The sequence below is a fragment of the Microbacterium sp. NPDC056569 genome (genome assembly GCF_042793475.1).
Classification (GTDB): Bacteria; Actinomycetota; Actinomycetes; order Actinomycetales; family Microbacteriaceae; genus Microbacterium.
In genome coordinates this window covers 280,244-302,035 of sequence record NZ_JBHTUV010000002.1, presented here as the reverse complement: position 1 = coordinate 302,035, position 21,792 = coordinate 280,244, and the positions used below count along the sequence as shown (strand labels likewise).

Here is a 21,792-nt window from a genome sequence, read left to right as displayed (position 1 = left end):
TGCACGGTCACCGCGTGGGAGTGACGAGGATGACGTCGCCGACCTGCACCTCGACGACCGCGCCGGGGGCGATGGGCACGTTGGTGAACGGCGCACCGGTCATCACGACGTCGCCCGGGCCGAGCGGCGCCCACGAGGCCAGGTAGGCGAGGCAGTCGCGAATGGGGACCGGGAGGGCGGCAGCATCCGTCTCGGCGACCGTGAGGCCGTCGATCCGCAGCGTGAGGGCGACGGTGTCGATGTCGGCGTCGGTGTCGATCCACGGGCCGAGAGGTGTGTAGCCCTCGCCGGCCTTGGACTCGAAGTTGCGCGGGTCGACGCCGACGCGGTCGGGGCTCGACAGGTCGTCGACAGCCGTCACGCCGAGAACGTACTCGTGCGCGGTCGCTGCGGTGAGGCCCGTGGTGCCGCGGCCGATCACGACCGCGATCTCGCCCTCCGCCACCGTCGTGCCGGCGTCGCGGCGCAGCGTCACGGGGACGCCGCTGCCCACGACGCCCCGCGGCGACTTCAGCCACGCCTGCACGGGCGACGGGTGCGCGGGTCCGTTCTGGGCGATTCCCACCACGACGAGGGGCGCGCTGGGCGGCACGAGTTCTCCCTGCACCCGGGTGCCGAGGTCCGCCGGCTCGCGGCCGTCGGCGAGAGCGGCGTACGGGTCCTCGATCGCGATCCAGCCGACGCCAGGATCGCCGGTGCCGGGGTCTCGCACCCAGACGGGGGTGTCGCCGTCGAGGGCGCGTCCGATGCGCATCACACCACCGCCGTCATGCCGCCGTCGACGTACAGCGTCTGCCCGTTGACGAAGTCGCTCGCGGGGCTCGCGAGGAACACGAGCGCGCCCACGAGGTCGGCCGTGTCGCCCCAGCGTCCGGCGGGCGTACGGCCGCGCACCCACGCGGAGAACTGCTCGTCGGCCACCAGCGGCGCGGTCAGCTCGGTGGCGAAGTAGCCGGGCGCGATCGCATTCGCCTGGACGCCGTGCGGTGCGAGGTCGGCGCAGAGGCCCTTGGTGAGCATCACGATCGCGCCCTTCGTCGCCGAGTACGGGGCGATGCCCGGGCGCGCCAGCTGCGACTGCACGCTGCCGATCTGCACGATCTTGCCGGAGCCGCGCGACACCATGCCGCGCGCGACGCGTCGAGAGAGGTAGAACGCGCTCGACAGGTTCGTGCGCACGAGGTCGGCCCAGTCGTCGTCGGTGAACTCCGTGATGGGCGCGCGGCGCTGGATCCCCGCGTTGTTGACGAGGATGTCGAGCACCCCGTGCTCCGCCTCGATCGCGGCGATGCCGGCGTCCACCGCGGCCGGGTCGGTCACGTCGAACAACGCGGTGAAGGCCTCGCGGCCGGATGCCTCGGCCACCTCCTGCGCCGCACGTGCGGCCTTCGCCGCATCTCTGCCGTGCACGATCACCGTGGCGCCGGCGTGGGCGAGCCCTTCGGCGAGCGCTCGCCCGATGCCCTGGCTCGAACCGGTGACGAGCGCCGTCAGCCCGGTGAGGTCGAATGCGGCGGTGCCGGTGCGGCGCACCGCACCGGCCCCGCCCAGGGTGGCGCCCGTCACCACTCGACGGTCCGGATGGTGACGGTCGTCGCGCTGACGTCGTCGCCGACCTCGTCGCGCGAGACCTTGACGGCGTCGTCGAGCCGGGTGAGGTCGCGGCGCAGCGTCTCGGGCACGAGGAACGTCGAGGCCGTCGTGATCACCGCGAGCGTCGCCATGTACAGCGCCAGTACGAGCCAGTTGCCCCCGGTCACGGCGATCAGGTACGCGCCGAGCACACCGGCCAGGCCGCCGGCGAGCACCGCCGAGAGCTCGCGGGCCATCGCGACCCCGAGGTAGCGGTGTCGGTTGCCGAAGAGCTCGGGGAGCATGGCGCACTGCGGTCCGAGCATCGAGTTCACCGCGATGCCGATGCCCACGCCGATGACGGCGATGGAGATGACGTAGTTGCCGAGCGACAGCAGCCACCAGGCGGGGAACGCGTAGAGCAGCATGAACACGGCGCCGAAGCGGTACACGGTGCGCCGGCCGAACCGATCGGACAGCGCGCCGGTCAGCGGAACGGAGAAGATGCCGATCAGCGAGCCGATCGTCACGCCCCACGTCAGCAGGCTGCGGTCGGCCTCCTGGCCGACGATCGAGACGAAGAACGCGAGGGCGAGGGTGTTGAACATGTACGAGCCGCCGTTCTCGGCCATGCGCAGGCCGATGCCGACGATGACGCCCGGAAGGCCCCGTGTGAAGATCTCGCGGATGGGGTGCTCGGCGATCTGCTCGTGCTTCTCGAGCTCGATGAACGTGGGGGTCTCGCGAAGGCGCATGCGGATGAACATCGCGACGAGGATCAGCACGAACGAAGCCAGGAACGGGACCCGCCATCCCCACGACAGCAGGGCGTCTTCGGGGAGGAGCGTGATCAAGCTGAACACGACCGCGGCCAGCAGCGTTCCCGCCTGGATGCCGATGAACGGCAGTGCCGAGAAGAATCCGCGGCGACGCACCGGAGCGTACTCGGCCATGAGGACCGTCGCACCCGCCTGCTCGGCCCCCGCACCGAAGCCCTGCAGGAGGCGCATCGTCACGAGGAGGATCGGAGCCCAGATGCCGATCGCCGCGTACGTCGGCAGCAGGCCGATCGCCGTGGACGCCCCGCCCATGAGCAGGATCGTGATGACGAGCACCCATTTGCGGCCGAGCCGGTCGCCCAGGGTTCCGAAGAACAGGCCGCCGAACGGACGAGCGAGGAACCCCACGCCGTAGGTGGCGAAGGCTGCGACGGTCGCCATCGCCGGGTCGTCCTGCGGGAAGAACAGCACGTTGAAGATCAGTGCGGTCGACAGGCCGTAGAGCGCGAAGTCGAAGTACTCGAGTGCGCTGCCGACACTCGAGGCGAGTGTCGCGCGCCGCAGATTCGCGGCGTACTCCGGGTCTTCGGAAGCGGCCTCGGCCTGAACGGTGGTCGGGGTGCTCATGCCATCTCCTTCGATCGGCTTACCTTATGGCGCACCCATCGTATCAACCCGTTGTACGCAGTTCAATATGTTGAACTGTTTGTTTCCGCGCGAGTCTGTCCCCGGCACTACGCCCTTCGCGCCGCCGCGCTGAACGGGTTCGTCAGTCGCGCGGCGGCATCCGCCAGTGCCGCCGCGACGCGTTCGATGCGCGCCGTGTCGGTCGCGGCGGCCGCCATCCCCACCCCGAGCGCGAGCTGCGGGTCGCCCGGCGCCCACGGCTCCAGCGGCACGGCCACGCCGACGATGCCCGGATACGACTCCTCGGCGTCGAGCGCCCAGCCTCGCTGCCGTGACTCGGCCAGCCGCTCCAGCAGCGACGCCATGTCGGTCGGGGAGTTGTCCGTGAGCTTCGGGAACGGCACCCGGTCGGCCAGCAGCTCGCTCACGCGCGCGTCGTCGAACGCCATCAGCAGAGCACGGCCCGTCGCCGACAGCGCCGCTGGAAGCCGCGAGCCGAGCGGGGTCCCGAGCCGCACGCGCGCACTGCCCTCGTGCCGCGCGAGGTACAGCGCGTCGGGCCCGTCGAGCATCGCCACCTGCACCAGCTCGTGGCGCAGCACCGGAGAGGCGTCGCACACCGTGTAGAACTCTCGCACCTGCTGGAACTGGGCGGCGTACGCGCCCCCGAGCTCGGCCGTGCGGCGGCCCAGCCGGTAGCCTTCGGCGACGCGCTCGACCATGTCGGCCCCCTCGAGCGCCAGGCACAGGTTCGCCGTCGACGACTTGGCGAGCCCCAGCCCGCTCGCGAGCTCGGTCAGAGTGAGCGGGGCGCGCTGGGCGAGCAGATCGAGCAGACGGATGCTGCGCGTCACCGCGGGCGCGGGATCCCGGCCGGTGCGGTCCTCCTGGTCGTCGGACATGGCTTCCCTTCCTCGGGGAGGCCGGCCTCCCACTGTCAGTAGAACTCGACCGTATCGACCACCGCGTGGAGCGCGCGACCGTCGAGGAACCGTGTCGCGTCCGCGGCGAAACGCCGTGCGATGCGCTCCTCCTCCTTGCTGCTGAGCGCGGCGGTGTGCGGGCTCACCAGCACACGGGGGTGGCGCCACAGCGGCGAGGCCGCGGGAAGCGGCTCGACCTCGAAGACGTCGAGTGCCGCGAACGCCACGCGACCGTCGTCGAGGGCTGTCAGGAGCGCCGCCTCGTCGACCACGGTGCCACGGCCCACGCTGGCGAGGATGGCGCCGGGCTTGACGGCCGAGAGCACCCGCTCGCCGACGAGGTGATGCGTCTGCTCGGTGCCGGGCAGGGTCACCACGATGGCGTCGACCTCCGCGACGGCCGACTCCAGCTCGTCGAGCGGCACGAGCTGGTCGACGCCGTCGACGGGCTCGCCCGACCTCGTCGTACCCCACACCTGCGCGCCGAGGGCGCTGAAGCGGCGAGCGCACTCGGCGCCGATCCCACCGAGCCCGACGACGAGCACCGTCATCTCGTCGATCTGGCGCATCTCCCAGCGCTCGGGCCACGCGCGCTCACGCTGGTCGGCCCGCAGGCGCGGCAGGTCCTTGGCGCCCGCGAGCACGCCGAAGACCGCGAACTCCGCGAGCGTGCCGCCGTGGACGCCCGCACTCGTGGTGAAGAGGACGCGATCGAGCACATCGCGGTCGAGGCCGGCCGCCTTGATCTGGCTTCCGCCGCCGGCGGCCGTCGTCATCACCCAGCGGAGGCGCGGGTTGGCCGCGGCCGTGCGGGCCAGGGCGGCGGGATCGACGTCGGGGATGCCGAACAGCGCGTCCGCGGAGTCCACCAGCGCCTCGAATGCGGCCTGCTCCTCGGGCGTGCGCACATGCTCGGGGTCGCCCGACCAGTCCGCCGGACCACGCATCGGCCGCAGGAGCGAGTGGTCGCGCACGACCTCCACGCGCGGCTCGAGGGTCTCGATGAGACGGCACAGCTCCTCGCGGAGCGGCACGGCGACCACGACACGGAAGTCGGCGACGGGACGGGCCCCGTTCACGGCGGGGCGCGCGTCGGCTGCGGCAGGGCGAGCGGGGGCGAGCGATTCGGTCATCCGGATTCCCTTCGTCGGGCCTGCGGGCACGTGGCTGCAGCGCCGACTCGATTGTCTCACATGTTCAACTCATTGAACAGTGTTCGCCTGGCTGAACACTCGCTACACTCAACCCATGAGCATCAGCGACGACCTCGATGACGAGACCGCAGTCCCTGCCACCACCACCATCGGCTGCATCGGGCTGGGCGCCATGGGCGCGCCGATGGCGCGTCGACTGATCGCCGCCGGCCGCCGGGTGGTGTTCCACGGGCGACGGCGCTCCTCCGAGCTCCAAGCCGCCGGCGCGGAATGGACGGACACTCCCCGCGCTCTCGCGGAGCGCGCCGGCGCCGTACTCGTCATGCTCCCTGATCTCCCCGAGCTCGAGGCGATGCTGGACGGACCGGATGGACTCCTGGCGGGGGCGACCGACCTCCTTGTCATGATCGGCTCCACCTCGTCGGCCACCGCGGTGCGCGAACTCGCCGGACGCCTGCGCGCCGAGACCGGCGGCCGCGTGCGGGTCGTGGACTGCCCGGTCTCCGGTGGCGTCGACGGCGCGACGGCCGGCACCTTGTCGATCATGCTCGGCGGCGACCCGGACGACACCGCGCGCGCGGCGAAGCTGCTCGCGCCATGCGGCCGGCCGGTTGTTCTCGGGCCTCTCGGCGCTGGAGAGGTCGCCAAGGCGTGCAACCAACTCGTGGTCGCAGCGACGATCCTCGCGCTCGGCGAGGCCACGGTGCTGGCAGAGCGATCGGGGATCGATCCGCGCGCGCTGTGGGACCTCCTCGGAGGCGGCTACGCGGGCTCGAACCTCCTCGCGAGCCGCAAGGAGAAGCTGATCACAGGTGATGACGAGCCGAGTGGCCTGGCGAAGTACATGGTCAAGGACCTGAGGTTCGCGACCGCGGTCGCCGAGGCGACCGGCACCAACGCCGTCGTGCTTCCCGTGGTCAGATCGGCGTTCGACGAGATCGTCGCCGCCGGGCTCGGAGATCGCGACATCGCGGTCACCCGCAGGTTCGTGGCCGCGCGCGGCTCCGACGCACCCTAGGCGGCACCGGGCTAGGCTCGTTCCGTCAGCCGCGAGCAACAACGCCCGGTACCTGCTCACATCCGGCACCCGCGCTGCGTGAGCACTCGGCCATGCCGTGTAACACGGACGCGCCAGACTTTAGGCTGAAACGACGACTTTAACCCCAGGAGTGCGTGTGTCTTCCCACAATCCTTCAGCGACCGGCAACCCGAGTCAGACCGACATCTCGACGGATCAGGACCAGGCGCCTGACGAGGCGACGAAGGCGCACGAGGCGGCGCCCGCGCCCGAGGACGTGCCCCGGCCGACTCCGGAGCCCGAGGGCCCGGAGGGTGTCGCGGTCGCGACGGCGAACATCGGTGTGGTGGGCCTTGCGGTGATGGGATCGAACCTGGCCCGCAACCTCGCCTCTCGTAAGGGCAACACCGTCGCGGTGTACAACCGGTCCCGGTCCAAGACCGACGAGCTGACCGAGGCGCACCCCGAGGCCGAGTTCGTGCCCGCGTTCTCGTACGAGGAGTTCGCCGCGTCGCTGCAGAAGCCCCGCGCCGCGATCATCATGGTCAAGGCCGGCCGCCCCACCGACGCGGTCATCGACTCGCTGGTCGAGGTGTTCGAGCCCGGCGACATCATCGTCGACGGCGGCAACGCGCTGTTCACCGACACCATCCGCCGCGAGAAGGCGGTCCGCGAGACCGGCATCAACTTCGTCGGCGCCGGCATCTCCGGTGGCGAGGAGGGCGCCCTCAACGGCCCCTCGATCATGCCGGGCGGCTCGGACGAGTCGTGGGTGACCCTCGGCCCGATCCTGAAGTCCATCGCCGCGGTCGCCGAGGGCGAGCCGTGCGTCACGCACGTCGGCCACGACGGCGCCGGCCACTTCGTGAAGATGGTGCACAACGGCATCGAGTACGCCGACATGCAGCTCATCGCCGAGGCCTACGACCTGATCCGCCGCGGCACCGGCAAGACCCCCGCCGAGATCGCCGACGTGTTCGCCGAGTGGAACCGCGGCGAGCTCGAGTCCTACCTCATCGAGATCACCGCCGAGGTGCTCCGCCAGACCGACGCCGCCACCGGCCAGCCGCTCGTGGACGTCATCCTCGATCAGGCCGGCGCGAAGGGCACCGGCGCCTGGACCGTGCAGACCGCACTGTCGCTCGGCGTCCCCGTCTCCGGCATCGCCGAGGCTACCTTCGCCCGCTCGCTGTCCTCGCACCCGGAGCAGCGCGAGGTCTCCCGCGACCTGCCCGGACCCGCCGAGGGCCTGAAGGTCGACGACGCCGACGCGTTCATCGAGGACGTGCGACTCGCGCTGTACGCGTCGAAGATCGTCGCGTACTCGCAGGGCTTCGACGAGATCCGCGCCGGCGCCGCCGAGTACGACTGGACCATCGACCTCGGCGCCGTGTCGAAGATCTGGCGCGCCGGCTGCATCATCCGCGCCCAGTTCCTCAACCGCATCGCCGACGCCTACAACGCCCAGCCCGAACTGCCCGTGCTGCTCACCGCACCGTACTTCGTCGAGGCCCTCGGCCGCGCGCAGGGCGCGTGGCGCCGCATCGTGTCGGCGGCCGCCGGCGCCGGCATCCCCGCCCCCGCGTTCTCGTCGTCGCTGTCGTACTACGACGGCCTGCGCGCCGAGCGACTGCCCGCCGCCCTCATCCAGGGCCAGCGCGACTTCTTCGGCGCCCACACCTACAAGCGCATCGACAAGGACGGCACCTTCCACACCCTGTGGTCCGGCGACCGCACCGAGATCGAAGCCGAAGACACCCACTGACGCATCGCGCAGACGGTCCGAGGGCGGATCCCCATCGCGGGGATCCGCCCTCGGCGTCTCAGCCGGCGTGCATTCGCGGGCGGCGGCCCAGCCTCAGCCGCCCTGGCCGTTCGGTCCGGGCTTCACGTTGTGATTGCGGCAGAAGACGTTGCCCGGGTCCCACTCGCGCTTGACGGCGGCGAGACGCGCCATGGTCGCGGGCGGGTACATGCGCTCGGCGAACGACGCCTCGGTCGAGACGGTGAAGTTGCCGTACACGCCCGAGCCCTTCGCCTCGATGGCGTCCCACTCGGCGACCACCTTCGCGCGGGCCGCCTCGTCGAGCATGCCCGGCACGTCGAAGGCGCCAGCCATCGCGAACCACGTCGCGTCGCGCGCCGGGAACGCCGAGTCGTCCTGCGTGACGTCGCCGTATGCTCCGCCGAGCGAGCGCAGGAAGGCGACGGATGCCGGATGCTGCTCGCGGAACGAGACCAAGCGGTCGATCGCGTCGTCGTCGAGCACGGGCAGCAGCGTGTTGCCGCCGACGAACCCCGGCATGGGCTGCTCGGGATCGAACTCGGGCGCCTCGAGCAGCACGTCGGGGTAGTCCTGCACTCCGAACTCGCGCTCGGTGACGCCCGGCGCGCCCGCCAACGGCGCCAGCACGCGACGCGCCGCCTCTTCGTCGGTGCCGATCCACACCGCGGTGATCGACGCGCCCGCCGGCGCGCTCGGATCCATGGCAGGCACGTCCATGTAGGTGAGGGTGAGGTCGCGCGGGGCGCCTGTCATCAGGTCGCGCAGCACGCGGATGACCGGGCGGGCGTCGCCCTCGATCCCGTACACCGCGTGCACCACGCCGTCGAGCGGATGGGCCTCGAAGTCGAACCGGGTGACGACGCCGAAGTTGCCCCCGCCGCCGCGGAGCGCCCACAGCAGCTCGGGGTGCGAGGCATCCGTCGCCTCCACCACGTCGCCGCGCGCCGTGACGAGCTGCGCGCCCACGAGCTGGTCGGACGCGAGGCCCCACGCCCGCACCATCCAGCCGATGCCGCCGCCGAGGGTGAGTCCGCCCACCCCGACCGACGCGGTGTCGCCCGAGCTGATGCCCAGCCCGCGCTCTGCGAGCACGTGCGCGACGGAGCCCCACTGCGCTCCCCCGCCGACACGGACGCGGGTGCCCTCGACCTCGATCTCGTCGAGAGCGGAGATGTCGAGGGTGAGGCCGCCCGGCACCCCGCCCCATGCGCTGTGACCGCCGCCGCGGATCATGATGTCGAGCCGCTCGGCCGACGCGTAGCGGAGGGCGCCGCGCACGTCGTCGACGGAGGCGGCGCGGATGACGGCAGCAGGCGAGCCGATGCCGGAGTGGAAGCGACGGGCGGATTCCCATTCGGAATCGCCCGGACGGATGACGGTGCCGACGGAGCCGGCGCTGAGGTCGTCGTTGCTCATGACGGCCACGCTAGGGGGCATCGCCGACATCGACCAGGGTGTTCGCAGTCAGCGAGCCCCCGCGCCGACGGCGAGACGCCCGCGCGCCGACGGCGAGCCGCCCGCCCGCCGCGGGGCGTCGCCGGTCGGGCGTAGGCTCGCGAGGGTGACGAGCATCCTGTACATCGGCGGCACCGGAACCATCAGCGCGGCGTGCGTGCGCCGCTCCGTCGCGCTCGGGCACGACGTCGCGGTCCTCAACCGCGGCAGCGCCCGGCGCCCCCTCCCGCCGGAGGTCGAGCTCATGGAGGCCGACATCCGCGACCCCGCGGCCGTACGCGCCGCGATCGGCGATCGGCGGTTCGACGTGGTCGCAGAGTTCCTCGCGTTCACGCCCGAGCACATCGCCACGGACCTCGCCCTGTTCGAGGGCCGCACCGGCCAGTACGTGTTCATCAGCTCGGCCTCCGCGTACGAGAAGCCGCCACGCCGCCTCCCGGTGACCGAGTCCACTCCGCTGCGCAACCCGTACTGGCAGTACTCGCGCGACAAGATCGCCTGCGAGGACGTACTCGTCGGCGCCTTCCGCGAGCGGGGCCTGCCGGTGACGATCATCCGCCCCTCGCACACGTATGACGAACGGATGCTGCCCACCCTGGGTCGTTGGAACGACATCGCCCGCATGCGCTCGGGTCGTCCGGTGATCGTGCACGGCGACGGCACGAGCCTCTGGACGATCACGCACGCCGACGACTTCGCCGTCGCGTTCACCGGCCTGCTCGGCAACCCCGCCGCGATCGGCGAGGCCTTCACCATCACGGGCACGCACGCGCCGACGTGGAACCAGATCTACGGCTGGCTGGCCGAGGCCGCGGGTGTCGCCTCGCCGGATCTCGTGCACGTCGCGTCCGACACCATCGCCGCCTTCGACCCCGAGCTCGGGCCGACCCTCGTCGGCGACAAGGCCCACTCCGTGGTGTTCGACGTGTCGAAGGTGACGCAGCTCGTGCCCGAGTTCCGGACGACGGTGACGTTCGACGAGGGCGCGCGCCGCATCCTCGCTTACTACGACGCGAACCCCGAGGCCCAGGTGATCGACGAGGGCCGCGACGCGCTGTTCGATCGCATCGCGGCCCACGCCCGCTCGGCGGGCTGACCGGCGGAGAGCGCCGGTCAGCGGGTGATGTCGCGCACCGTGCCCTTGTCCAGGCGCAGGCGGCGGCGCGCGCGTCGCGCGACGGCGGAGTCGTGCGTCACGACGATGAGCGTGAGCCCCTCGTCGTTCAGCGACTCGAGCACCGCCAGGATCTCGTCGCGCATGCTCTCGTCGAGGTTGCCCGTCGGCTCGTCCGCCAGGAGGACGCGCGGGCGCTTGACGATCGCCCGCGCGATCGCGACACGCTGCTGCTGACCGCCCGACAGTTCGCCGGGACGGTGGTCGGCGCGCTCGACGAGTCCGACGTGCGTGAGCGCCTCCGTCACCCTGGCGGCGCGCTCGTCCTTCGACAGCCCCAGCGGCTCGAGCGCCATGTCGACGTTCTCGTGCGCGGTGAGCGTCGGGATGAGGTTGAAGCCCTGGAACACGAAGCCGATCTCGTGCGCGCGGATGCGTCCGAGCTCGCGGTTGTCCGCGGTCGCGATGTCGATCTCGCCGAGGTGAACCGACCCGGCGGTGGGACGGTCGAGCGCGCCCAGCAGCTGCAGGAGCGTCGACTTGCCGCCGCCGGTGGGTCCCTGAATCGTGACGAAGTCGCCCGCCTCGATCGTGAGGTCGACGCCCGCGAGCGCCTTCACGACCCTGCCTTTCTGGGTGTAGGTGCGCGTGACGCCCTCGAGGCGGTACTGCGCCGGCGGCGCAGCATCCGGAACCGCGTGGGGCTCGGTGTCGATCATGGTCATGACGTGCTCTCCCGTCGGTGAGGTGGGGTCGGGTGCGGTGGGGGTGGTGTCGGACATGGGATGCCTCAGCCGACCGATCGGAGTGCTTCGGCAGGGCTGAGCCGTGCCGCGCGCCAGCCGCCGAACGCGCCGGCGACGAGGCCGCCGAGCACCGCGATGCCGACCGCCGCGACGATGACCCACGGGGTGACCGGCGCCGAGAGCACGATGTCGGTGCCTGCGGGCTGCAGCATCGCGTCGCCGAACGACCCGCCGCCACCTCCCATCGGGCCGCCCTGTGCGCCCGGGCCGAAGCTCTGCACCGACGGCGCGGTCGAGATCGTCGGCGAGAGGAGGTTGATCGCCAGGATGCCGGCGAAGCCGATGACGAGACCGATGACGCCGCCGATCGCGCCCTGCACGACGGACTCCCCCGCCACCTGGCCGACGACGCGGCCGTTCGACCAGCCGATGGCCTTGAGCGTGCCGAACTCGCGTGTACGGCGCGAGACGCCCGAGATCGTGAAGAGCACCGCGAGCACCAGTGCGACCGCGAGCACGATGAGCGAGAGCCACGTGCCCAGGTTCGTGACGAGTGCCGAGGCGCTCGAGAGCGACCCCGACACGGTCGACGCCAGGTCGGCCTGCGAGCTCACCGTGGCGTCCGGAAGCTCCTCCTGCAGCGCGGTCTGCACCGACGCGATGGCGTCTGACGACTCGGCCTGCACGTAGACCGTGGAGACCACATCACCGGCGCCCGAGAGCTCCTGCGCCACGCCCAGCGGGATGTAGACGTTCGAGGCGGTGTCGGCCTCGTCCGAGGTCGAGGCGACGATGCCGACGACCTCGAAATCCTGGCCGCCGACGTCGATCGTGTCGCCCACCGCGAGTTCCGTGGTCGAAGCGTAGGTCGCGTCGAGGACGGCGACGTACTCGCCCTCGTCGGACGCCTCGAGCCCGCGCCCGTCGGAGAGCTCGACCGCCGAGAGCGGACCGACGGCGTCCACCGAGGGGTCGATGCCGAGCACGGTGAACGAGTCGACGCCGAACGAGCCGCCGCCGAAGCCGCCGCCTTCGCCCTGCTGCGGCGGCTGCCCCTGCGTGCCCGTGCCGGAGTCCGTCGAGTCATCCGGACGCTGCGGCAGCTCCCCCGAGAACGTCATGTTCGTGAGGCTGAGGGCGGCGGATGCGGCCTGCACGCCGTCGACGCCCGCCACGGTGTCGAGGGTCGCGGCGTCGAGCGTCGAGCGCATCGGCTCGGTGATCAGGCGCGATTGGCTCAGCTCCGTGGTGCCGTCGTCGGTGGTGGATCCGCCGTCCTCGCCGAAGTCGAATCGCGCGGGGCCGCCCTCGCCCGGCTCCGCCTGCGCGCCGGTCACGGTGAGGTCGGTGCCGATGCCGTACACGGACTCGAGCGCCTGCGCCTGCGCCGCGCTGACCCCCGCGGCGAGCGAGTTCACGATCATCACGAGCGCGATGGCGATCGCGAGACCGGCGGCCACAATGATCGTCTGCTTCTTGCGGCCGGCCAGCTCCCGCCGCAGATAGGTCACGTACATGGGTCTCCTCTTGGGCGGGCGGAATGCCGGCCGTCGAGGGGACGCTACGGAGCGCCCTGATGCGCCCCGCCAGTGGGAGCTATGAGGAAGTTATGGAACGCCGCATCCGTGTCACTCCAGACCGTCGCGGATTTCACAGCCGGCGCATAGCGGGCTCCATAGGAATCGCATAGGAAGCACCACACAATGGACGCATGACCAACCCCGCACCCGCCCTGCTGCGTCCCGACGGCTCGAACCTCCGCGTCCTCGTGGTCGACGACGAGCAGATGCTCACCGACCTGCTGTCGATGGCGCTGCGCATGGAGGGATGGGAGGTGCGCACGGCGGGCTCCGGCTTCGAGGCCCTGCAGTCGGCGCGCGAGTTCGAACCCGACGCCATGGTGCTCGACGTCATGATGCCCGACCTCGACGGGATGGCCGTGCTGCAACGGCTGCGTCAGGCAGGCGACGACGTGCCCGTGCTGTTCCTCACGGCGAAGGATGCCGTGAGCGACCGCGTCGCCGGCCTCACCGCGGGCGGCGACGACTACGTCACCAAGCCCTTCAGCCTCGAAGAGGTCGTCGCGCGGCTTCGCGGACTCATGCGTCGCGCCGGCACCGCCCACGCCGCGGGCGCCGAGCCGATCCTCCGCGTCGGCGACCTCACCCTCAACGAGGACAGCCACGAGGTCGAGCGCGCGGGCACCGAGATCGAGCTCACCGCCACGGAGTTCGAGCTGCTGCGGTACCTCATGCGCAACCAGCGCCGCGTGGTCTCGAAGGCGCAGATCCTCGATCGCGTCTGGAACTACGACTTCGGCGGCCGCTCGAGCGTCGTCGAGCTCTACATCTCGTACCTCCGCAAGAAGATCGACGCCGGCCACGAGCCGCTCATCCACACCGTGCGCGGCGTCGGCTACATGATCAAGGCGCCGCAGTGACGGACGAGAAGACCCCCACCCCTACGGCGGAGGGGACGGATGCCTCGACCGACGCGACCGCGCCGGCCGAGGCATCCGAGTCCGCCGTCGAGGACCCGCACGACGCGCTCCCCCGCCGGGCGCCCTGGACGCTGCAGCGCAAGCTGATCGTCACGGTCGTGAGCATCACGTCGCTGATCATGGTGCTCGTCGGCGTCGCGACCAGCGCCATTCTGGGCACCGTCCTCGAGGACGGGCTCGCGAGGGATCTCAAGTCGCAGGTCGCCCGCACGGCGAACGGCGTGCACGGCTACGTCATGGCCGGCATGACGGCGGAGGAGATCCTCACCGAGCAGCCGCTGCCCCCGGGGACGCTGCTGGTGGTCGAGACGTCGCCGGAGCCGCCCTCCGCCGCCTACATCGACGATGACAGCTCCGTCGTCGCCCTCACCGACGCGCAGATCGAGCAGCTCATCGAGAGCATCCCGCAGGAGGGGCCGCTCGTCGTGACGGTGGACGGCGTCGGCACGTTCCGGGTGGAGGGCGAGCGCGTCGGCCCATCGTCCATCGTCGTCGTCGGGCTCTCGCGCGACGACGTCGCATCGACGATCGGACGGATGCTGACGACCATCGGCCTGCTCACTGCGGGCGGCCTCATCCTGCTGGCGGTCGCCACCGCGTGGACGATCCGCCGCGGGCTCGCGCCGTTGCGCGCCGTCGCCGACACCGCCGCGCGCGTGTCGACGCAGCAGCTCGACCAGGGCGAGGTGTCGATCGCCGAAAGGGTGCCGGTGCGTCAGGCCGACCCGCGCACCGAGGTGGGCCGCGTGGGCGCCGCGCTGAACACGCTGCTCGACCACGTCGACGAGTCGCTCACCGCGCGCCAGCGGAACGAGGAGCGCATGCGCAGCTTCGTCGCCGACGCCAGCCACGAGCTGCGGACGCCTCTCGCCTCCATCCGCGGCTACTCGGAGCTCTCGCTCACGGCGCTCAGCCGCGGCCAGGGAACGGCGCTCGAGACCACCGAGGCGTCGCTCGAGCGCATCCAGGCGCAGTCGCTGCGCATGACCTCGCTCGTCGAGGACCTGCTCCTGCTCGCCCGCCTCGACGAGGGCCAGGAGCTCGTGTACGGCACCGTCGACCTCACCCGGCTCGCGATCGACGAGGTCGGCGACGTCACGCCGACGGGTCCCGATCACGAGTGGGTGCTCGACGTCGGCGATGAGCCGGTGCTCATCGCGGGCGACACCGGGCGGCTCCACCAGGTCGCCGCGAACCTGCTCGCGAACGCCCGCACGCACACGCCGGCCGGCACGACGGTCACCGTCGGCGTCTCGCGCAACGGTCGCGACGCGATCCTCCGCGTGCATGACGACGGGCCGGGCATCGACCCGTCCATCACGGACGAGCTGTTCGAGCGCTTCTCCCGCGCCGACCGCTCCCGCGCCCGCCAGACCGGCGGCACCGGCCTCGGCCTCTCCATCGCCAAGGCCATCGTCGATGCGCATGGCGGCAGCATCCGTGTCACCAGTGAGCCGGGCGACACGACCTTCGAGGTGCGGCTGCCGGCCCGGCCGGCCGACCCCGTCGCCCCCTGACCGCCGACCCCACCCCCGCCCGTGTTTCGCGAGACTCCAACGGGGTGCCGAGACTGCAGGCGGCGGATGAAGTCTCGGCCCTCCGATGGAGTCTCGCCGAAGGACGGGCGGGCGGGCGGACACCGGCCGGCGGACGACGGACGGGTGGACGGGCCGACGGACGGCGGACGGGCCGACCGACGGCGGGCGGACCGCAGACGGACGACGGGGCAGCGATCGGGCGCGGGACCGGTCAGTAGCCGCTGAAGGCGTCGGTCGTGATAGAGCGGGCCTTCTCGAGCGCCGGGGCCAGTTCGGCGATCAGGCCGGCGGGCCCGGAGATGTAGGCGTGGCGCGAGGCGATGTCGGGGACCACGCGCACGAGGCCCTCGGCATCGAGGCGCACGCCCTGTGCCCAGACCCAGTGGGCGGGAAGATCCGCGGGCCGGTCGCGCGTGAACACGACGACGCGGGCTCCGGATGCCTCGATCTCGTCGCGGTACGCCAGCTCCGAGGCATCCGACGCCACGTAGACCAGGACCACGTCGCGGTCGAGCCCCTTCGCCGCCGCCTGGCCGAGCTGCGATACGAACGGCGTCACGCCGATGCCGGCGGCGACCATCAGGATCGGCGCGGCATCGCGCTTGGGGAGCAGGAAGTCGCCCCACACGCCGGTGATCGCGAGCTCGTCGCCGGGCTCGACCAGTGCGAGGGCCTTCTTGTAGGAGCTCACCGGCTTGGTGGTCTTGCCCTCCTTGAACGCGACCTTGACGAACGGGAGGTCCGCCGGTGCGGACGCGATGCTGAACTCGCGGCGCGTGCCGCGCGCGTCGGGGTGCCGGTGCGGCACCTCGAGCTCGAGATACTGTCCGGGCAGGAACGCGAGGCGGTCGTGCACGCGGAAGGTGAGCTCCTGCACGGTCGGGGTGGGCTCGGAGCGCGACACCAGCGTGAGCCGCACGGCGGTGCGGACGGCGAACGCGAAGGCCACGAGGTTGCCCACGAGGAGAGCACGCTCCTGGCCGAGGGTGATGTCGCCGATCGCGATCGGCCACCCCGCGAGCACGCCGACGACGCCCGCGACGACGAACTGCTGCCAGCGGCGGGGAGGCAGCGTCAGCGGCTCGGACAGCATGAACGCGCCGAGGAAGAGGAAGGGCGACGACCACAGCACCGGCCACAGGAGGTCGAGCGCCTCGATCTCCAGGCCCGCAGCCTGGTACTGCACCGAGGTGCGGATGACGGCGACCGCCACCGCGACCACGAGGAACACGGCGATGACGCGCACCTTCTCGGTGCGCACGAGCACGGCGAGGCCCAGCAGGATCACGGGCGCGGCGAGCGCGGGCGTGCCCACCCACCAGGCCGAGGCTCCGAGGTCGGCCCACATCAGGCTGAGCAGCGTCAGCACCGTCGCGCCGACCGCGGCGGGGTTGAAGATATGGCGTCCCCGCCAGGCCAGCACGTACTTCGACAGCGAGGCGACGGCCGCGGCGATCGCGATCCCGACGAGGGGGACGAGCTCGTACGTCGGACGCAGCACGAACAGCAGGATGTGCGCCGTGATGAGCGACGACTCGAGGCGCCACGGGAGGTTCAGCACGCGCTGGGCGGCGGCATCCACCCCCACGCACACCGCCGAGAGCACGGCGAGGGTCGCGATCAGCTGGAGCGGGTCGGGTCCGACCAGATCGAACAGCGACAGCAGCAGCGCCACGACGGCGAGCGCCGCCAGCGCGAAGTAGACGAGGCGGTACATCGACATGCGGCCGAGCACCGCGAAGACGCGGTTCCAGAGGGCTGTGAGGTTCGTCATCGGGTCACACCGGCTGCAGCGGCTCGAGACGACCCGCAGGCGGGATGACACGGATGCTGTCGCCCGGGCGCACGACGCCGCCCGCGAGCACGACCGACATGACGCCCGCCAGGCGCACCGTGGCACCGGCGTCGTCGACGTAGACCAGTTCTTTCATGAGCCCTTCCGAGAGTCCGTTGATCTGCGTGCAGGGGTTGCGGAGGCCGGTGATCTCGATCACCGCGTACTCGCCGAGCTCGAGCCGCGTGCCGCGTGCGAGGCCGAGCAGGTCGACACCGGCCGTCGTGATGTTCTCGCCCAGGGCGCCCGGTGTCACGTGGTGCCCGCGCGCGGCCACGGCGTCGAACAGCTCGGCGTGGATGAGGTGCACCTGCCGCAGGTTGGGCGTGGACGGGTCTCGCCGGATCCGCGAGAGGTGCTGCACGGTGGCGCCGGCGTGGGCGTCGCCCTCGACGCCGATCCCGGCGATCAGGGTGATGCTCTCGCGCGACGGCTTGCTGAAGCGATGCGCGTCGTCGCGGGAGACGGCGACGACGTGTCCGGAGGGAGACTCGGTCACCGTCCTACGCTATCCGTTCGGACGAACAGGTCGGCGCGGCAGCCGGGCGACCACTCGACGCGGCCGTCGGTGGTCATGCGCACCCATTCGACGCCCCAGTCGTGTGCGAGCCGCGGGCCGCCGTCGAAGAACAGCGCGGTCGCGGCCGCGTCGGCCGTCATCGCCTCGGGCGCCACCGTCCACGTCGCCGCGATCGTCCGCACGGGCTGCCCGGTGCGCGCGTCGAGCACGTGGTGCAGCGTCGCGCCCGTCGCCGAGGGCCACGCACGCCGGTTGATCGCCGACGCGCAGAGCGCGGCATCCGTCACCTCCCAGACGCCGATCGCGCGACGCGGATCGAACGGATGCTCCAGCCCGATGCGCTGCGGGCGTCCCCGTACCGCGAGGTCGCCGCCGGCGTCGACGGTGATGTCGCCCGCCTCGGTGCGGGCGAGGGTGTCGAGCACGAGGTCGACGAGGCGACCCTTGCCGAGGGCGCCTACGTCGATCGTCGCCGGCCCGGCGAGCGCGAGGCGGCCGTTCTGCCAGCTGAGGCGCTCGCGCCAGTCGCCCGGCGCGGCGACCGGCCCGCGATCGCGCAGCGAATAGCCGGCGTCGTAGCCGAGCGCGTCGAGCGAGGCGCCGACGAGCGGGTTGACCGCTCCCCCGGTCGCATCCGACACGGCGGCGAGCGCCTCGAGCATGGCGGCCGCGTCCGGCGGCGCCGGCATCGATCCGCCGCCGTGCGCCAGGGCGCTCACGACGGAATCCGGCCGGAACCGCGACCACGCCCGGTCGAACGCGTCGATCCGCGCCGTCACCTCGTCGCGCACCGGCGCCGGCAGCTCACGCTCCGTGACGATCTCCCACGACGTGCCGATGGCGTCGAAGCGCCACGGCGCCGGCGCCGGCATGGCTAGCTCGCTGCTTCGGTCTTGATCGTCTCGATGGCATCGTTGAAGCCGCCGCTCGTGAGCGACGATCCGGCGACGCGGCTGACCTGGATGTCGTCGATGGCTTCGCCCACGACTTCCTCCGCGATGCCGCCGATGAACTGGCTCTGGTACTGCTCCGACTCGCGCTTCTGCGGGTCGCCGGTCACCTCGACGGCCGTGATGATGTCGTCTTCGAGGGTCACCGTGACGCTGATGGTCTCGACCGACTCGGGCGTCGCGTACGAGCCGTCGGCGGTGTAGGTGCCGTCGGCGTAGGAGCCGGAGGCGCCGTCGGAGCCGGTCGCGCCGGTGTCGGTGGACGACGACCCGGTGTCGGTCGTGGCGGGCTCTTCGGCCTCGGAGGCGGTCGGGGCGCAGCCGGCGAGAAGGGCGATGCCGGCGACGGCGGTGAGGGCCGCGCCGGCGCGGACGGGGCGGGAAGCGAGTGCGGTGCGGATCATGATGGTCCTCCTGGCTCGGGTCGGGCTCGTGGCGTCGACGCTGGCTGCGTCGAACACGATCCTGTCAACCGGTCCTATGAGCCGCCTTTGAGTGACGCAGCGGTGCGCGATGAGGCGGACCGCGCGCGCAGCACCGCCTTCAGCGCCTCCACCGCGAGGAAGATGCCGATCGAGGCGAGGATCGGGAGGATCCAGGATGCCGCGGGCAGCGGCCGCGATTCGAACAGCACGTTCATGAACGGCACGTAGGTGTAGATGAGCTGCAGCACCACGAGCGCCAGCGCCGACCACCACACCACCCGATTGCCCCGGAGCACGTCGATCGTGAGGCTCGAGCGGGTGAGGAACCGGCAGTTGAAGAGGAAGGCCAGCTGCCCGAGCGCGAGCATGAGCACCGCCTCGGTGCGGGCCACCTCGATGTCGACACCGGTGGCGGCCACTCCGTAGAAGACGCCCATCGCGGCGCCGCCGATGAGCAGCGACACGATGAGCACGAAGCCCAGCTCGCCACGATTGATGATCGGCCCGCCGGTCGCGCGCGGGGGCCGGCGCATGATCCCGCGCTCCGCCGGCTCGTACGCGAGCGCGAGCGAGAGGGTGACGGCGGTGACCATGTTGACCCACAGCACCTGCACGCTCGTGATCGGCAGCGCCAGGCCGAAGACGACCGCGACCAGGATCACGAGCGACTGCGCGCCGTTGGTGGGCAGCAGGAACACGATGGACTTGCGCAGGTTGTCGTAGATGCGCCGGCCCTCGGCGATCGCGCTGCGGATCGTCGCGAAGTTGTCGTCGGCGAGCACGAACTCCGCCGCTTCCTTGGTCGCCTCGGTGCCCTTGATGCCCATCGCGATGCCGACATCGGCGCGGGTCAGGGCGGGGGCGTCGTTGACGCCGTCGCCCGTCATCGCCACGACCTCGCCGTGCGACTGCAGCGCGCGCACGATGCGGATCTTGTGCTCGGGGCTGGTGCGGGCATAGACGTCGACGTCGCGCACGACTTCGCGCAGCTGCTCCTGGCTGAGCGCCTCGAGCTCCGCACCGGTGAGCACCTCGGCGTCGGCGCCCGCGAGGCCCATCTCGTGGGCGATCGCCAGCGCGGTTCCGGCGTGATCGCCGGTGATCATCTTCACGCGGATGCCGGCAGTGTGGCAGTCCGCGATGGCATCGACCGCCTCGGGCCGGGGCGGGTCGACGATCCCCCACAGGCCGATGAACTCGAGGTCGACGAGGTCGTCGAGCGCGAACTCCTCGGTCGTCGGGCGCACGGGTTTGCGCGCGGCCGCCAGCACGCGCAGGCCCTGGCCGCTGAGCGCTGCGACCGCCTCGTCCCAGCGGGCGAGGTCGAGCGGCTCCGACCCGTCGGCGCCGCGCTGCGTCAGCGAGCGCTCGAGCAGCCGGTCGGGCGCGCCCTTCACAAGGATCGCACGCGACACCTCCCCGGCCTCGCCACCGGAGCGGGCGCCCTCGTTGAGCGTCGCCATGAGCTTGTTGGCGGAGTCGAACGGGATGACCGCGACGCGGCGCCCGCCGGCGCTGCCGACGCCGCCCTTGATCGCGACGGCCTTGAGCGCGCCCTCGGTGGGCTCGCCCACGAGGGTCCACGTACCGTCATCACCGCGCACGATGTGCGCGTCGTTGCACAGCGTCGCGATCGCGAGGATCGCGGCGAGATCGCCCCGGGCGGCAGCATCCGCACCACCGCCGACCGGCACGATCTCGCCCTCAGGGGCGTAACCGAGCCCGGTGACGTCATAGTTCGCAAGCGGGGTGACGATGTGGCGCACCGTCATCTCGTTGCGGGTGAGCGTGCCCGTCTTGTCGGAGCAGACGGTGGTGACCGACCCGAGCGCCTCGACCGCCGGGAGCTTGCGCGTGATGGCGTTGTGGCGCGCCATCTGCTGCACGCCGATGGCGAGCGTGATCGTCACGAGTGCGGGAAGCCCCTCGGGGATCGCCGCGACGGCGAAGCCGATGGCGGCCGAGATCAGCTCGTCGAACGGCATCCCGTGGAGGAACCGGCCGATCATCAGCATGACCGCCGCCATGCCGAGGATCACGACGGTGAGGACGCGGCCGAAGCTGTCCAGCTGACGCGTGAGCGGGGTGGCCAGCGCGTCGGCCTCGTCGGCCAGGCTCTGGATGCGGCCGAGCTCGGTCGCCGGCCCCGTCCCTGTCACCACGCCGCGGCCCTGCCCGGCGCTCACGATCGTGCCCGAGAAGGCCATCGAGCCGCGGTCGCCCACGCCCGCGTCGGCGACGACCGGATCGGTGGTCTTGGACGACGGCACCGACTCCCCGGTGAGCGCGGCCTCGTCGATGCGCAGCTGGTGCGCCTGCAGCAGGCGGAGGTCGGCGGGGACCTTGTCGCCGGGCATCAGCCGCACCACGTCGCCGGGCACGAGATCGGCCGCGGGGACCGTGACCCAGCCGCCGTCGCGACGTGCGCTGGCGTCGGCCGACAGCATCCCGCGGATCCCCGCGAGCGCCTTCTCGGCGCGCCCCTCCTGGACGTACCCGATGACGGCGTTGATGATCGCGACCACCATGATCACCCAGAAGTCGAGCCAGTCCCCCATGAGCGCCTTGATGACGGCGGCGCCCAGCAGGATGTAGATCAGGGTGTCGTTGAAGTGGGCGAGGAACCGCAGCCAGCCCGGCTTGCGCGCGGGCTCGGGCAGCCGGTTCGGCCCGGCGATCTCGAGCCGCTCCGCCGCGTCCGCGGCGCGCAGGCCGCCGGCGTCCGCCTCCAGTTGCGCGAGCACGTCGTCGAAGGGCATCGCCCACGGGCGCGCGACCGTCAGCCTGGCCTCCGTCGGCGGTGCGGAATCGAGCGGCTGCGACATTCTGCTTCGTCCTTCCGTCGCCTCCG

18 protein-coding genes are annotated in these 21,792 nt (G+C 71.8%); 5 read left to right on the top strand and 13 right to left on the bottom strand.

Annotated elements, in window-relative coordinates; all coding sequences use genetic code 11:
• Positions 1 to 7: 7 nt before the first annotated feature.
• The 5 genes from ACFQ7C_RS03720 to ACFQ7C_RS03700 form a co-directional block, all read right to left on the bottom strand.
• Positions 8 to 754, bottom strand: coding sequence for a fumarylacetoacetate hydrolase family protein (locus tag ACFQ7C_RS03720; RefSeq protein WP_378898061.1), 747 nt, complete (start codon positions 752 to 754; stop codon positions 8 to 10).
• Positions 754 to 1,566, bottom strand: coding sequence for an SDR family oxidoreductase (locus tag ACFQ7C_RS03715; protein WP_378898059.1), 813 nt, complete (start codon positions 1,564 to 1,566; stop codon positions 754 to 756). The genes ACFQ7C_RS03720 and ACFQ7C_RS03715 overlap by 1 nt, the downstream gene beginning before the upstream one ends.
• On the bottom strand, positions 1,563 to 2,978 hold the full coding sequence (locus ACFQ7C_RS03710; protein ID WP_378898057.1) for an MFS transporter: 1,416 nt from the start codon (positions 2,976 to 2,978) through the stop codon (positions 1,563 to 1,565). The genes ACFQ7C_RS03715 and ACFQ7C_RS03710 overlap by 4 nt, the downstream gene beginning before the upstream one ends.
• A gap of 107 nt (positions 2,979 to 3,085) precedes the next feature.
• Positions 3,086 to 3,880 (bottom strand): IclR family transcriptional regulator, encoded by a 795-nt coding sequence (locus ACFQ7C_RS03705; protein WP_378898055.1) that lies wholly within the window; start codon positions 3,878 to 3,880, stop codon positions 3,086 to 3,088.
• Positions 3,881 to 3,915: 35 nt separating this feature from the next.
• Complete coding sequence (locus tag ACFQ7C_RS03700; RefSeq protein WP_378898053.1) at positions 3,916 to 5,034, bottom strand: D-2-hydroxyacid dehydrogenase; 1,119 nt, start codon at positions 5,032 to 5,034, stop codon at positions 3,916 to 3,918.
• Between the two features lie 115 nt (positions 5,035 to 5,149).
• Here ACFQ7C_RS03700 and ACFQ7C_RS03695 point away from each other — a divergent pair, with 115 nt between their 5' ends.
• Together ACFQ7C_RS03695 and gndA are read left to right on the top strand one after the other, a co-directional pair.
• The gene (locus ACFQ7C_RS03695) at positions 5,150 to 6,073 is read left to right on the top strand and encodes an NAD(P)-dependent oxidoreductase (protein WP_378898051.1); all 924 of its coding nucleotides are present in this window, start codon (positions 5,150 to 5,152) and stop codon (positions 6,071 to 6,073) included.
• Between the two features lie 277 nt (positions 6,074 to 6,350).
• Complete coding sequence (gene gndA / locus ACFQ7C_RS03690; protein WP_378898277.1) at positions 6,351 to 7,838, top strand: NADP-dependent phosphogluconate dehydrogenase; 1,488 nt, start codon at positions 6,351 to 6,353, stop codon at positions 7,836 to 7,838.
• Positions 7,839 to 7,931: 93 nt separating this feature from the next.
• On the opposite strand, the gene ACFQ7C_RS03685 is transcribed toward gndA, so the two are convergent.
• Positions 7,932 to 9,275, bottom strand: coding sequence for an FAD-binding oxidoreductase (locus ACFQ7C_RS03685; protein ID WP_378898049.1), 1,344 nt, complete (start codon positions 9,273 to 9,275; stop codon positions 7,932 to 7,934).
• Positions 9,276 to 9,420: 145 nt separating this feature from the next.
• Here ACFQ7C_RS03685 and ACFQ7C_RS03680 point away from each other — a divergent pair, with 145 nt between their 5' ends.
• Complete coding sequence (locus ACFQ7C_RS03680) at positions 9,421 to 10,410, top strand: SDR family oxidoreductase (protein ID WP_378898047.1); 990 nt, start codon at positions 9,421 to 9,423, stop codon at positions 10,408 to 10,410.
• A 17-nt stretch (positions 10,411 to 10,427) separates the two neighbouring features.
• Here the strand turns inward: ACFQ7C_RS03680 and ACFQ7C_RS03675 are convergent, their stop codons facing one another.
• Together ACFQ7C_RS03675 and ACFQ7C_RS03670 are read right to left on the bottom strand one after the other, a co-directional pair.
• Positions 10,428 to 11,153 (bottom strand): ABC transporter ATP-binding protein, encoded by a 726-nt coding sequence (locus tag ACFQ7C_RS03675; protein ID WP_378898276.1) that lies wholly within the window; start codon positions 11,151 to 11,153, stop codon positions 10,428 to 10,430.
• A 65-nt stretch (positions 11,154 to 11,218) separates the two neighbouring features.
• Positions 11,219 to 12,691 (bottom strand): ABC transporter permease, encoded by a 1,473-nt coding sequence (locus ACFQ7C_RS03670; protein WP_378898045.1) that lies wholly within the window; start codon positions 12,689 to 12,691, stop codon positions 11,219 to 11,221.
• 194 nt (positions 12,692 to 12,885) lie between these two features.
• On the opposite strand from ACFQ7C_RS03670, the gene ACFQ7C_RS03665 reads away from it, so the two are divergent.
• Together ACFQ7C_RS03665 and ACFQ7C_RS03660 are read left to right on the top strand one after the other, a co-directional pair.
• Complete coding sequence (locus ACFQ7C_RS03665; RefSeq protein ID WP_378898043.1) at positions 12,886 to 13,614, top strand: response regulator transcription factor; 729 nt, start codon at positions 12,886 to 12,888, stop codon at positions 13,612 to 13,614.
• Between the two features lie 179 nt (positions 13,615 to 13,793).
• On the top strand, positions 13,794 to 15,191 hold the full coding sequence (locus ACFQ7C_RS03660) for a sensor histidine kinase (RefSeq protein ID WP_378898275.1): 1,398 nt from the start codon (positions 13,794 to 13,796) through the stop codon (positions 15,189 to 15,191).
• A 232-nt stretch (positions 15,192 to 15,423) separates the two neighbouring features.
• Here the strand turns inward: ACFQ7C_RS03660 and ACFQ7C_RS03655 are convergent, their stop codons facing one another.
• The 5 genes from ACFQ7C_RS03655 to ACFQ7C_RS03635 all read right to left on the bottom strand — a co-directional run bounded on the left by ACFQ7C_RS03655 (position 15,424) and on the right by ACFQ7C_RS03635 (position 21,766).
• Positions 15,424 to 16,986, bottom strand: a complete 1,563-nt coding sequence (locus ACFQ7C_RS03655; protein ID WP_378898041.1) for an FAD-dependent oxidoreductase — start codon at positions 16,984 to 16,986, stop codon at positions 15,424 to 15,426.
• A 4-nt stretch (positions 16,987 to 16,990) separates the two neighbouring features.
• Positions 16,991 to 17,545 carry an MOSC domain-containing protein gene (locus ACFQ7C_RS03650; protein ID WP_378898039.1) on the bottom strand — a complete coding sequence of 185 codons (555 nt, stop codon included), beginning with the start codon at positions 17,543 to 17,545 and terminating at the stop codon, positions 16,991 to 16,993.
• The gene (locus ACFQ7C_RS03645) at positions 17,542 to 18,438 is read right to left on the bottom strand and encodes an FAD:protein FMN transferase (protein WP_378898037.1); all 897 of its coding nucleotides are present in this window, start codon (positions 18,436 to 18,438) and stop codon (positions 17,542 to 17,544) included. Before ACFQ7C_RS03645 ends, ACFQ7C_RS03650 begins: the two co-directional genes overlap by 4 nt.
• Positions 18,439 to 18,440: 2 nt before the next feature.
• Positions 18,441 to 18,920, bottom strand: a complete 480-nt coding sequence (locus tag ACFQ7C_RS03640; RefSeq protein ID WP_378898035.1) for a hypothetical protein — start codon at positions 18,918 to 18,920, stop codon at positions 18,441 to 18,443.
• 74 nt (positions 18,921 to 18,994) lie between these two features.
• Positions 18,995 to 21,766, bottom strand: coding sequence for a cation-translocating P-type ATPase (locus tag ACFQ7C_RS03635; RefSeq protein ID WP_378898033.1), 2,772 nt, complete (start codon positions 21,764 to 21,766; stop codon positions 18,995 to 18,997).
• Positions 21,767 to 21,792 lie beyond the last annotated feature (26 nt).